Origin of the sequence: Chitinophaga sancti, assembly GCF_034424315.1 — a bacterium.
Taxonomy (GTDB): Bacteria; Bacteroidota; Bacteroidia; order Chitinophagales; family Chitinophagaceae; genus Chitinophaga; species Chitinophaga sancti.
Genome location: NZ_CP139972.1, coordinates 6,550,584 through 6,563,764, shown reverse-complemented (window position 1 = coordinate 6,563,764; position 13,181 = coordinate 6,550,584). Strand labels below are relative to the sequence as shown.

General features: G+C 44.6%; 12 protein-coding genes. 5 read left to right on the top strand and 7 right to left on the bottom strand.

The window, feature by feature from the left end; translation table 11 throughout:
- Positions 1-24: 24 nt before the first annotated feature.
- Complete coding sequence (gene accB, locus U0033_RS25870) at positions 25-513, bottom strand: acetyl-CoA carboxylase biotin carboxyl carrier protein (protein ID WP_072360668.1); 489 nt, start codon at positions 511-513, stop codon at positions 25-27.
- A gap of 59 nt (positions 514-572) precedes the next feature.
- Complete coding sequence (gene efp, locus U0033_RS25865; protein ID WP_072360666.1) at positions 573-1,139, bottom strand: elongation factor P; 567 nt, start codon at positions 1,137-1,139, stop codon at positions 573-575.
- A 355-nt stretch (positions 1,140-1,494) separates the two neighbouring features.
- On the opposite strand from efp, the gene U0033_RS25860 reads away from it, so the two are divergent.
- The 3 genes from U0033_RS25860 to U0033_RS25850 all read left to right on the top strand — a co-directional run bounded on the left by U0033_RS25860 (position 1,495) and on the right by U0033_RS25850 (position 3,675).
- Positions 1,495-2,016 (top strand): TlpA family protein disulfide reductase, encoded by a 522-nt coding sequence (locus tag U0033_RS25860; protein ID WP_177318595.1) that lies wholly within the window; start codon positions 1,495-1,497, stop codon positions 2,014-2,016.
- Positions 2,017-2,091: 75 nt separating this feature from the next.
- Positions 2,092-3,030, top strand: coding sequence for a malate dehydrogenase (gene mdh, locus U0033_RS25855; protein ID WP_072360663.1), 939 nt, complete (start codon positions 2,092-2,094; stop codon positions 3,028-3,030).
- Between the two features lie 183 nt (positions 3,031-3,213).
- Positions 3,214-3,675 (top strand): MarR family winged helix-turn-helix transcriptional regulator, encoded by a 462-nt coding sequence (locus tag U0033_RS25850; RefSeq protein WP_072360660.1) that lies wholly within the window; start codon positions 3,214-3,216, stop codon positions 3,673-3,675.
- Positions 3,676-3,750: 75 nt separating this feature from the next.
- Here the strand turns inward: U0033_RS25850 and U0033_RS25845 are convergent, their stop codons facing one another.
- The 3 genes from U0033_RS25845 to U0033_RS25835 all read right to left on the bottom strand — a co-directional run bounded on the left by U0033_RS25845 (position 3,751) and on the right by U0033_RS25835 (position 7,026).
- Positions 3,751-4,989, bottom strand: coding sequence for an MFS transporter (locus U0033_RS25845; RefSeq protein WP_072360658.1), 1,239 nt, complete (start codon positions 4,987-4,989; stop codon positions 3,751-3,753).
- A gap of 33 nt (positions 4,990-5,022) precedes the next feature.
- Positions 5,023-5,679 carry a DedA family protein gene (locus U0033_RS25840; protein WP_072360656.1) on the bottom strand — a complete coding sequence of 219 codons (657 nt, stop codon included), beginning with the start codon at positions 5,677-5,679 and terminating at the stop codon, positions 5,023-5,025.
- Positions 5,680-5,766: 87 nt separating this feature from the next.
- Positions 5,767-7,026 carry a dicarboxylate/amino acid:cation symporter gene (locus tag U0033_RS25835; protein WP_072360654.1) on the bottom strand — a complete coding sequence of 420 codons (1,260 nt, stop codon included), beginning with the start codon at positions 7,024-7,026 and terminating at the stop codon, positions 5,767-5,769.
- A gap of 180 nt (positions 7,027-7,206) precedes the next feature.
- Here U0033_RS25835 and U0033_RS25830 point away from each other — a divergent pair, with 180 nt between their 5' ends.
- Entirely contained in the window at positions 7,207-8,703 is a 1,497-nt protein-coding gene (locus U0033_RS25830; protein ID WP_072360652.1) for an amino acid permease, read from the top strand.
- 104 nt (positions 8,704-8,807) lie between these two features.
- Positions 8,808-9,518: a YebC/PmpR family DNA-binding transcriptional regulator gene (locus U0033_RS25825; protein WP_072360650.1), complete on the top strand. Its 711-nt coding sequence runs from the start codon at positions 8,808-8,810 to the stop codon at positions 9,516-9,518.
- 89 nt (positions 9,519-9,607) lie between these two features.
- Here the strand turns inward: U0033_RS25825 and U0033_RS25820 are convergent, their stop codons facing one another.
- Both U0033_RS25820 and U0033_RS25815 read right to left on the bottom strand, forming a co-directional pair.
- Complete coding sequence (locus U0033_RS25820) at positions 9,608-10,321, bottom strand: response regulator transcription factor (protein ID WP_072360648.1); 714 nt, start codon at positions 10,319-10,321, stop codon at positions 9,608-9,610.
- Between the two features lie 434 nt (positions 10,322-10,755).
- The gene (locus U0033_RS25815; RefSeq protein WP_072360646.1) at positions 10,756-13,155 is read right to left on the bottom strand and encodes an alpha-ketoacid dehydrogenase subunit alpha/beta; all 2,400 of its coding nucleotides are present in this window, start codon (positions 13,153-13,155) and stop codon (positions 10,756-10,758) included.
- Between the last annotated feature and the right edge of the window lie 26 nt (positions 13,156-13,181).

Sequence of the window (13,181 nt, the reverse complement as noted above, 5' to 3'; positions counted from 1 at the left end):
TTCCAACCTTTTAACTAAACAATTTTATGGTTCTACCAGGTACAGCGGCTGATCATATTCTACAGGAGATGCATCATCTACCAGTATTTTCACGATCTTACCACTTACCTCACTTTCAATCTCGTTGAAAAGTTTCATCGCCTCAATGATACATACCACTTTACCAGCAGATACCTCATCACCTACATTCACAAAAGAAGGTTTGTCAGGACCAGGGCTGCGGTAGAAAGTACCGATCATAGGAGATTTGATGGTTACCAGGTTGTCTGCTTTTACATCAGCAGCTGGTTTTGGTGCTTCAGCAGCCGGAGCTGATACAGGAGCCTGAACGGCAGCAACTGCCTGAGGAACCGCCTGTACAGGCGCAGCCATAGTAGGAACTGCAATTACCTGCTGAGTTTCGTTATCCTTTTGCTTTATTGTAATCTTAAACTTGTCCTGCTCAATGCTCAGTTCGCTGATGTTAGATTTGTTGACCATCTTGACCAGCTCCTGAATCTGTTTAAAATCCATGTAGACAGTTTTTGGTTTAGAAATGCTTGAAGTAGATTATATAATTGGATGGACTAAAACTATTCTTTTACGCGCTCAATGTACTCACCAGTTTTGGTGTTTACCCGGATCAGCTCTCCTTCATTTACGAACAGCGGAACATTCACGGTTGCACCACCTTCTACAGTAGCAGGTTTCAGCGTACGTGTAGCGGTATCACCCTTCAAACCTGGTTCAGAATACGTTACTTTCATCACGATCTTATCCGGTAATTCCACGCTCATTGGCAGCTCGGTTTCCGTATTAATGCTTACTTGTACTTCCTGGCCTTCTTTCAGGAACTGAGGTGCATCGATCAGCGTCTCTGGTAAAGCGATCTGCTCAAATGTCTCATTGTCCATGAAGTTGTAACCACTATCATCCTGATATAAGTATTGGAATGCTTTCTTCTCAACACGCACAGGGAAGATGGTTTCGCCGGAGTTCCATGTTACTTCAATGGAACGGCTATTATCAACACCCTTCAGCTTTGCCCATACTTTAGCAGCGGCACGGGCTGTTTTGTTCTGACCAAACTCTACAACAGAATAAAGGCTGTTATCCAGCTTTATAATCAATCCTGTTCTGATATCTGCAGTGGTAGCCATAAAAAGGATACTTAATTTAAAGTTAAAAATTTACGTTAAGGATTGCAAAAGTAATCATTCTGGTAAAACCCAAAACCCGTCGCTTCCTAATTTGTTTTAGTGCATTTAGAGACCTAACGTTACCTATTATTTTTTTTAGGAATGCAAACATAGTGTAAGGGAAGGTAATCTAGTAATTTTTTTATAAAAAAGTGGAAAAGTAAGTGTTTTGAGACCATTTTAAGGCTTTTTAATGCCAGAAAAACATCAATTTTAATGTATGAGGCCGGTTTTTCCGGTCCCGTAAATGGCCCTTTTCTGTATGCTTAAATTCTATACCTTTAGCGATAATATTATTTTCAAATCAAAGAGTTATATGAAGCACTATCTGATTGTACTATTGTTATGTCTGCCAGCCTGGATGAATGCACAATCCACCAAAACAAGTAACCCGGCCCCCGCTGCCACCAGGGATCAACCTCCTTACCTGCAGTTTCCCACACCTCCGGCCTTTAAGTATACCCTCCCCGACGGAAAAGAAATTACTAAGAAGGACCTGAAAAAGAACGTCAAAACCCTGATCTTTGTTTTCAGTGTAGATTGTGACCATTGTAAGCACCTGACAGAAGAAATGCTTAAGAACATCAATAAATTCAAAAAAGCGCAGATCCTAATGGTAACCCCGTTCAAACGGGAACTGATGAAAGAATATTATGACCATTATAATATTAAGAACTACCCGAACATCACCATGGGCAGTGAGCCTAGCCGCCAGATCATGTATTTCTATAACCTCCACTATTTCCCCGGCCTCTTTATCTACGACAAAAAAGGTCAGTTCGTGAAAGGTTTTGAAGGTACAGCGAAGATTGAAGATCTGGTTGAGCTCCTGAAGTAATGCGAAACTGCTTCAGCACACGGTGATACATTTGTTCCATCCTCATATTCTTCACCTTTAAATAAAAAACATACGATGAAAGTTACTGTTGTAGGAGCTGGCAATGTAGGCGCAACCTGCGCTAATGTGCTGGCCCACAGAGATTTTTTACAGGAAGTCGTGTTATTAGACATTAAGGAGGGAACGGCTGAAGGGAAAGCGCTCGATTCATGGCAACAGGCGCCTATCGACTATTACAGCACCAGAGTAACAGGGGTGACGAATGACTATGAGAAGACAGCTGGCAGTGATGTAGTGGTGATTACGTCGGGACTCCCCCGAAAACCTGGTATGAGCCGCGACGACCTGATCAACACCAATGCCAATATCGTAAAGTCTGTAACAGAGAATATCTCCCAATATTCCCCTGATGCAATCATCATCGTAGTCAGCAATCCACTCGATGTAATGACGTATTGCGCTTACCTCACTGCTGGTAAAGATAGCAGCAAAGTATTCGGTATGGCCGGTATCCTCGATACAGCCCGCTACCGCGCCTTCCTTGCCGAAGAAATTGGCTGCTCTCCCAAAGACATCCAGGCCATCCTCATGGGCGGACATGGCGATACCATGGTTCCCCTGCCCAGGTACACTACTGTATCAGGTATTCCTGTCACTGAACTCGTAGCCCCCGAAAAACTCGAAGCCATCATCCAGCGCACCAAAGTAGGTGGCGGCGAAATCGTAAACCTCCTGGGCACCTCCGCATGGTACGCACCCGGCGCCGCTGCCGCCCAGATGGTAGAAGCTGTCCTTAAAGATGAAAAACGCATCTACCCCTGCTGCGCATGGCTCTCCGGACAATATGGCCTAAAAGACATCTACCTCGGTGTACCCGTGATACTGGGTAAAAATGGTATCGAAAAAATCATAGAGCTACACTTAAACCAAAACGAAACTGAACTGCTCAATTCTTCCGCCGAACACGTAAAAGAAGTAATGGACGTACTTGACAATATGAAAGTTGTAGCCTGATTCCACTTACATAACATCTTTAATTTTAAATTGGCCTTCCGCCAGACACACTCTTTAAAAAATCGCTTCTGTTCCAAACAAAAGCGATTTTTTTATTTACTACTCAATTAAGGGCCTATGTTTATTTTCCATTCCCTATACATAATTGAATTATCGTATTTTTAAGTCGATATACGCGCACTTATGTCAAATATAGAAAAACTGATCTCGCAAAAAAGTTGGACCAGCGAGTATAACAAAGGGTTAATAGGTCTCATTTTCGTAGGAAACTGGCTGGTTTCCCGTCACCAGCATTTCTTTAAAAAGTTTGACATCACTATGCAGCAGTATAATATCCTTCGCATCCTGCGGGGACAACATCCTAAAGCAGCTAATATCAACACTTTGAAAGAAAGGATGCTAGACAAAATGAGCGATGTTTCCCGCCTCGTGGAACGCCTCAGAAAAGCTGGTATGGTAGAAAGAAAAGCCAGTGAAATTGACCGTCGTGCAGTAGATGTCATGATCACACCCAAAGGCCTCGCTCTCCTAGAAGAAGTCGATGCCGACCTTCCCGCACTGGAAGATTCTCTAAACCTGTCGCTCACCGAAGATGAAGCGAAACAACTGAACGCACTGTTGGATAAGATCCTGATGAGGTATTAATCCACAAAAAAAGCCCGGATGAGTGAGTATTGGTACTCAGTACATCCGGACTTTTTTTTATAACTTATTCCAGTGCTAAATCGTCTCCATATAATTCAGATCCTTCCCAAAAGTCTCCGGCACCAGGTAAGATGCCAGTAAACCTACCCCAATCGTCACCACTCCTACTATACCCGCACTGGTCAGATAACTGAATGAATGCTGCAACCAGCCAAATAACATCGTGATCAAGACCAGCATACCTCTCGCAAAATTAGGTACCGTTATCGCAACCGTAGCCCGCAGATTTGTGCCAAAACTCTCCGCTGCAATCGTTACAAATATCGCCCAGAACCCAACACTGAAGCCTAAAAGGAAGCATACCGTGAAGAAAAAGACCTTATCGGTGCCCGATTGATGCAGGTATACTGCCGTACAGGTGGTCGTGAGCAAGAGGAATAAGATCATCACCTTTCGCCGGCTTTTCCACAATTGGCTTATCCAGCCTGTGACAAAGTCACCCAATACCAGCCCTGCATAGCAAAAAGCAATCGCATCACCAGGAGCTATCGGGTCTTTTACCCCCATTTCTATGGCAAACTTATTTGAAAATGCCACCAGTATCCCCACCACAAACCAGGTAGGTGTACCGAGCATAATACATTTCAGGTATTTAATAAACCGTTCCCGGTTATTGAGTAGTGCAATAATGTTGCCCCTTTTTACCGCATTGTCTGTAGCGACAGCATGAAACATACCGGATTCCATCACACTGATCCTCAGTAATAGCAATACCAAACCCAATCCTCCACCAATGAAATAACAATAACGCCAGTCAGGTACCAGCTTCGCAATCAGGTTCGCCGCAATGGCGCCGGATACCCCTACTGTTGCCACGATCATGGTTCCATATCCTCTCTTTTCTTTTGGCAGAATTTCCGCCACCAGGGTAATACCAGCTCCCAGTTCTCCAGCCAAACCTACACCGGCTATAAAACGCCAGAAGGAATAAGCGGCAGTCGTCTGCACAAAACCATTGGCAATGTTAGCCACAGAATACAAAAGAATGGAACCGAACAATACCCGGAGTCGTCCTTTCTTATCAGCAAGAATTCCCCACATGATCCCGCCCAGGAGCAGTCCTATCATCTGGATATTCATCAGCCAGACACCGATCCCCTTGTCTATCTCGTCCTGTGATATACCCAGAGATTTCAGGCTGGGCACCCGTACTATGGTAAATAGTAATAAGTCGTAGATATCTACGAAATAACCCAATGATGCCACCAATACGGCAACATTGAAAATTGTGGAACTTTTCGAGTCTGGTTTCATGAGGATTTAAAAGGTCTATTGTGCATTCACATGTTAGTCAACATGCGGCGGCGAAGCATGCTTTGGTTTACTAAAAAACAGTTTGATGATCACTGGTAAGGTCGTAATAAGGATCAATATAATCACAATCAGTTCCAGGTGTTCTTTCAGTGAAGGGAAAGCCTTGTCAAGATAATGGCCGGCCAGCATCATTGAAAATACCCATGTAAAGGAACTGATAATGTTGAAAAACATAAATTTCTTCTTGTCCATTCCTACAATACCTGCCACGATAGGGGCAAATGTGCGGATGATAGGCAGGAACCTGGCCAGGAAAATGGCACCACCACCATGTTTGTCATAAAATTCCTTTGCCTGGTACAGGTGTTTTTTCTTAAAAAGCAAAGTGTCTTTTCTGCTAAATAATAAAGGTCCTGACTTACGTCCGAACCAAAAACCTACAAAATTGCCCAGCACCCCGGCAACGGCAATCATAAACATTATTAAAAAGAATGGAACATCGTAAAAAGCATTACTCAACAAACCACCATAAATACCTGCTACGAATAACAGGGAATCACCCGGCAGGAAGAAGCCTACAAATAAACCTGTTTCCGCGAAAATTATAATCAATAACAAATACAATCCCCCATGGTTAATAATCCATTCCGGGTTAATAAGGTGCTTAAATAGTTCTATAAACTGGTCCATATTTTTTGTATAATCTCCACTAATTTAAGGTCTTGCCCTGCGGAATCGCCGCGGAAGCAAAATAAGGATTTAAACGTTATATCAATGTTATAGTTCTGGATTAGTTCGTGGCTCAGCCAATGCACCTTCCCATTTAGAAACTACGCCGGTAGCCATTGCATTTCCGATTACATTGGTAGCAGAACGGCCCATATCCAGCAGGTGGTCTACACCCAGTAACAGCAACAAGCCCTCGTCCGGAATTCTAAACATAGACAGGGTACCTGCAATCACTACCAGCGATGCCCTTGGTACGCCGGCAATCCCCTTACTGGTGATCATCAGTACCAGCAACATGGAAAACTGCTGTTCAAGGCCCAGGTGCATATCATAGGCCTGGGCTATAAAGAGACTCGCAAATGTCATATACATCATAGAGCCGTCCAGGTTGAACGAATAACCCAACGGCAATACAAAGCTCACAATACGATTATCAGCACCAAATCCTTCCAGCTCGCCCATTACTTTCGGATAAGCTGCCTCACTACTCGCAGTGCTGAATGCCAGTAGCACAGGATCTTTAATTCTCTTCAGCAAATCGACACCCCGTTTACCCAGGATCAGGCAACCTACCCCTGCCAATACCAGCCATAAGCCGGCAAGGCCTATATAAAACTCGCCGATAAATATACCATAGGTGGTCAATATACCAGCCCCCTTCTCTGCAATCGTTGCTGCCATTGCACCAAATACTGCAAAAGGCGCAAAGTTCATCACATAGCCGGTAACCTTGAGCATGATATGCGCTACGCTATCCAGGAACTTGATTACAATCTGGCCCATCTCTCCCACTGCCGCAGTAGCCACCCCAAAGAACAGGGCAAATATTACAATCTGCAGGATCTCATTATGTGCCATTGCATTCACCACGCTATCCGGAAATACGTGCTCAAAGAAGCCTCTCAGGGTCAGATCTGCAGCCTTGATACCGGATTCCGCATGCTTATCTACCAGGTGCATGTCAGCACCAGGCTTCAATATGTTGACCAGGATCAATCCTAACACCAGGGAAACGAAAGTAGCCGAAATAAACCATAACATGGTTTTACCCCCAATACGGCCTACAGCCTTGATATCACCCAGCTTGGCGATTCCCACTACCAACGTGGTAAACACCAGCGGAGCAATAATCATTTTAACAAGACGCAGGAAAATGGTGGTCAATATCGATATATTTTCCACGAACTTCCCAATAGTAATTTGCCCACCATCTTTACCGGAATAAGCAATATTCACCAAATAACCTGTCAATATCCCCAATACCATTGCTAAAAATATAAACACGGTAAGGCGGTTGGTTTTCTTCATGCAGCGGTGCTTTTTATATTAATGAATTGTATAAACTGACTAAAATCCCCCAAAAATAATGCTGTTGAGCTAAAGTTGTGTGTCATTTTATAAAATTGATGCCTATATTTGGCGATCTGTAATGAATTGAAACAACAAATTACTAAACCATTCAAACGTCAACCACAATAGACATACAGTATGGGCAAACTTTTTGTAAAAAAGCCTCTCTCCCTTTTATTATCAGAAGCATCTGAATCGGACAAAGGACTTAAACGCACACTGGGTGCAGGTTCCCTGATTGCATTGGGCATTGGTGCCATCATTGGTGCAGGCCTTTTCGTAAGAACAGCAGCTGCCGCCGGACAACATGCCGGACCCGCAGTTGTCTTCTCATTTATCATTGCAGCTGCAGGTTGTGCATTAGCAGGTTTATGCTATGCAGAATTTGCCTCTATGATCCCTATCGCAGGTAGTGCTTATACTTACTCTTACGCCACTATGGGTGAATTTATCGCCTGGATTATTGGTTGGGATCTTGTGCTGGAATATGCACTGGGTGCTGCTACAGTGGCTATAGGATGGGCACAGTACCTGAATAAATTATTGGAAAAAACAGTCGGGTGGACCGTTCCTTACCAATGGTGTCACAGCCCATTCGAAATTTCCGACGCTGGAGTACACGGTATCATGAACATCCCTGCGATATTCATTCTGCTGCTCCTAAGCTTATTACTCATTCGCGGTATCGAAGGTTCTGCAATGGTGAATAACATCATCGTAATCGCGAAAGTTGCTATCGTAATCCTCATTATCATCCTTGGCTGGCAGTTCATCAATCCACTGAACCACACGCCTTTCATGATCCCTGAAAATGCAGGTACCGTAACCATGCACAATGGCACGGTCGTCGATTATTCTGCCTTCGGATTCCATGGAATATCAGGGGTCTTGCGGGGCGCTGGTGTCGTATTCTTTGCTTTCATTGGTTTTGATGCGGTATCTACAGCTGCCCAGGAAACTGTAAACCCTAAGCGCAATATGCCAATAGGGATCCTGGTTTCCCTGTTCGTATGTACAGCTTTATATATCCTCTTCTCCTACGTACTGACAGGTATTGCTCCTTACCAGGACTTCCTGAAAGAAGGTGGTGAAGCTTCCGTAGCATTCGTAATTGACAAGTACATGGTAGGCTATGGCTGGCTGTCTACATTCGTAACAGTCGCTATCCTGGCTGGTTTCTCTTCAGTGATCCTTGTGATGCTGCTAGGTCAGACCCGCGTATTCTACTCCATGGCCAACGATGGTCTGGTACCAAAAGTATTTGCTGAACTGCATCCTAAATTCCGTACTCCTTACAGATCACAGGCTATGTTCTTTGTGTTCGTTTCCCTGTTCGCAGCATTCGTTCCGGATAGCGTAGTAGGTGATATGACCAGTATAGGTACCCTGTTCGCCTTCGTACTGGTATGTTTAGGCGTGATCGTGATGCGTAAAACAGATCCTGATCAGCCACGCGAATTCAAAACTCCATGGGTGCCGTTTGTACCGCTCCTGGGTACTGTGTTCTGTGTAACCATGATTTTCAGCCTCGGTTGGGAAAACTGGTCAAGACTGATCGTATGGTTGCTGATAGGTTTCGTTATTTACTTCGGTTATAGCGTAAAACACAGTAAAATCAGAAAGATGGGTAAATAAAAATAATCCAGTATAAAACAGGAAAGGGCCGGGAAATTCAGTTTTTCCGGCCCTTTTCCATAAATTTGCACCTCTATTCTTAATAACTAATCACATTACCCACTATGGGAAGGATATTTGAAGTAAGAAAACACACCATGTTTGCCCGCTGGGACAGGATGGCAAAGCAGTTTACCAGGATAGGCAAGGAAATCGCGATAGCTGTTAAAGCGGCAGGTCCTGATCCTGATAATAATCCTGCCCTCCGCAGATGCGTATTGAATGCGAAGGGTGTGAACATGCCCAAAGACCGCGTAGAAGCTGCGATCAAGCGGGCGATGGGAAAAGATAAAACTGACTACGAAGAAGTTGTATACGAAGGATATGCACCGCATGGCGTGGCTGTAATGGTAGAAACTGCTACTGACAACCCTACCCGTACCGTTGCTAACGTACGTATGCACTTTAACAAAACAGGTGGTAGCCTTGGCAACAGTGGTTCGGTTGGTTTCCTCTTCAACCGCGTGGGTGAATTTAAGGTTAAAAACGAAGGTCAGAACCTGGAAGACCTGGAACTGGAACTGATTGATGCCGGCCTGGAAGAGATTGGAGAAGATAGCGAAGGCAATATTATTATCCGTACACCTTTTACTGAGTTTGGTAATATGTCCAAAGCACTGGAAGACAGAAATATCCAGGTGATCGGCGCTGAATTAAAGCGTATTCCTACTACTACGACCGAACTGAACGAAGAGCAGGCGAAAGAAGTACTGGAACTGATTGACAGATTGGAGCAGGATGATGACGTACAACAGGTATTCCACACACTGGTATAATCGCATTACATTCCTGAAAGGGAATTCTCTTACTAAGAAGAAAAAGCATAAAGAAAGGGTCTGCAATCGCAGACCCTTTCTTTATGCTTTTATAATTTTTCCGCTACCTTCTCCGGCTCTGTAAGCAGGCGTAAGCCCTTGCCATGAATGGTTTCCAACTTAATGGTACCATCCAGCCTGAAATGCTTCCTGATACGCGTCAGGTACACATCCATACTTCTGCCGGTGAAGAAATCGTCATTCCCCCACACACTCAGTAGTATGCCCTCCCTCTTCAGCTTCTTATTCGCATTCTCACAGAGATACTTGAGCAACTCAGCCTCCTTAGGCGGCAAATTGATATTAGTATTGGTTGGTTGATGATATATTTTGAATTCGCTGTAGTTAAATACAAGTGTGCCCAGGGAGAAAACTACCTGCTTGTCATTCTGTAACAAACGGCTCCGCTTCATAAACACTTCCATGCGGCAGAGTAACTCTTCCATATTGAAAGGCTTTACGAGATAGTCATCACCGCCAGCTTCAAAGCCATTCAACTTATCCTGCTCCATATAACGGGAAGATGCAAAGATGATAGGTACATTTTCATCCTTGTCGCGAATCTCCCGGCACAGGGTAAACCCATCCATACCAGGCATAATCACATCCAACAGACAAATGTCGAAGGGCCTTTCCTGAAAAGTTGCCCAGCCCTCTTCACCGTTAGCACAATGTGTCACATCGTACCCGGCCTTTTCTAAATGGCTTTTTACCACCTTGGCAAAAAACAAATCGTCTTCAACTAACAGTACTCCTGCTTTCATAAATGGATTTGGGTTGATAATTAAATAATTTAATTACTATTAACCTATCGTAACGTGGTGCTTGTTCAATTCTCCCTCTAAGAAACTATAATACAATTTATATCCTGCGATTTAATTTTCAAACATTCATTTTATTCATTCCTGATGACTAAGAAAAAATGAATGTCTAATATACTAAGTATCACTCACTCCAGAATTATAACATACTTTAAGAAAAAATTGTTTAAATATTAGTAATCCTAACTTCATTGCCTATATCCACTCAAAAAGAGAATTTCTTTTCAGGGAATATAAAATATTAAAAAACTATTTATCATATTTGTACCTGTACTACTTGTCATTTCTTAAACCTACAACTATACAAAACAAAAAACGCAAGGCCTTTAAAAGCCTTGCGTTCCTATTTTTTAAGCTGATTTTACCCTTCTAAATTATTATTCCGCTACCATTTCCAGTACTACCCTGATCACATCTTCCACATTTGGTTTGGAGAAATAATCCCCGTCAGAACCATACGCAGGACGATGCGCCTGAGCACTCAATGTACGCGGTGCCACATCCAGCCAACGGTAAGCACCCTGCCCTTCGACCACCTGCTGGAACATGTAGGCTGTACCACCACCTGGTACATCCTCATCCACAAACAGGATCTTGTTAGTCTTCTTCAGTGATTCCAATATCTTATGATTGATATCAAAAGGCAGCAATGTCTGTACATCCATCACTTCAACGGATACATCCAGCTGTTCCAGTGACTGTGCCGCTTCTTCGACTATACGAAGGGTAGAACCGTAAGAAACGATCGTGATATCAGTACCTTCCTTAATCACTTCAGGTACGCCTAATGGTACTGTAAACTCACCCAGGTTATTAGGCAGTTTTTCCTTCAGGCGGTAGCCGTTCAGTGACTCAATCATCAGGGCCGGCTCATTTGCCTGCAGCAGGGTATTGTACAAACCAGCTGCCTGCACCATGTTGCGCGGCACGCACATATACATACCTCTCAGCGCACCCATAATCATACTCATCGGGGAACCGGAATGCCAGATGCCTTCCAGCCTGTGGCCACGGGTACGAACGATGATCGGGCATGCCTGAATACCCTTGGTACGGTATTGCAGACTGGCTACATCATCACTCAATGGCTGCATGCCATAGATCAGGTAATCCAGGTACTGAATCTCAGCAATAGGCCTTAAACCACGCAATGCCATCCCTATACCCTGCCCCATGATGGTTAATTCACGGATACCGGTATCGAATATGCGCTGACTGCCATGCTTTGCCTGTAAACCGGCAAAAGCCTGATTCACGTCACCTATTTTACCTACGTCTTCACCAAAGGCGAAAACTTTAGGATTATTACCGATCAGCTGATCGAAATATCTGTTCAGGATCTCGTATCCGTTAATGCTCACAGCATCTGCTTCGTATGCAGCCGGTACCACCGGTACATTCAATGCTGAGTTTACGCCGGTAGCATGCAGGAAGGAGTTGTAATTATCTTTTTCGCGGGCCAGCAGGTCCTCATAGTACGCTTTCAGGGCAGCAACGGCTGGCGCCTGGATGTTTCTATGACGGAACAGGATGCTGGCAGCAGTTTTCAGGATGTCCTTTCTCCAGGGCTCCCTGTTGTTCTGCAATTCCTGCAGCAGGTTATTTACCTGTGCAGTATCTGCCTGTGGCAGTGCGGCTACCGCCTGGCCAAATCCCAGCATGGTCTGTACCTCTTTGCGGATAGGCGCGATGTACTTTTCCCAGGCACTCTTACGTGATTCCTGTGCATAAGATTTAGCTTTCGCCTCAATCTCTGCCAGGGTCGCTTCGTCAGAGAGTGCGTTTTCCAGTATCCACTGGCGCATCTGGTGATTACAATCAAATTCTTTTTCCCAGTTCAGGCGCTCCTTGCTCTTATAACGCTCGTGAGAACCACTGGTAGAGTGGCCCTGGGGCTGCGTCAGCTCTTCCACATGGAATAGGGCAGGAATATGTGTTTCTCTAATTTTACGGATCCCCGCTTCAAACACCTCACACATGCCGGCATAATCCCAGCCCTTTACATTATATATATCAAAGCCGTTGGAATCTTCCGTTTTACGGAATCCTTCCAGCGCGACGCTGATGGAATCTTTTGTTGTCTGGTACTTACGCTGTACGGAAATGCCATACCCGTCATCCCATACAAATACCGCTAACGGTACCTGCAATACTCCAGCCGCATTCATGGTCTCCCAGAAGTGGCCTTCAGAAGTCGATGCATCACCAATCGTAGCAAAACATACTTCGTTACCATTCTTCGACAGGCCTTCCATATCCTTCAGGCTTTCTACATCCCTGAATAATTTAGAGGCAAATGCCAAACCAAGAGCACGTGGCATCTGGGCTGCAGTAGGCGACATGTCTGTCGCTGTGTTCTTCGATTCCGTCAGATTCAACCAGTTGCCATCCTTACCAAGGTTAGGCGTGGAAAAATGTGAGTTCATCTGTCGGCCACCGGAAAATGGCTCATTAGCAAGGTCCGGATCTGCATACATCTGCGAGAAAAACTGCTCAGGGGTGGCGATACCACTGGCGAAAGCAAACGTCTGATCACGGTAGTACCCGGAGCGGAAATCTCCTGGCTGGAAATACTTAGCCATGGCTACCTGAGCCACTTCCTTTCCATCCCCGAATATACCGAACTTGGCCTTCCCGGTAAGGACTTCCTTACGGGCCAGCAGACTAACTTCCCTGCTTTCGCAGGCCAGGCGATAATCCTCAAGTACTTCTTTCCGAAATTCCTCGAATGATAGCCGGCTTTCCGTATTCATAGTTAGTTCATTGTTTTCTATCATGCCTCGTTGTATATGCTACAAAAGTA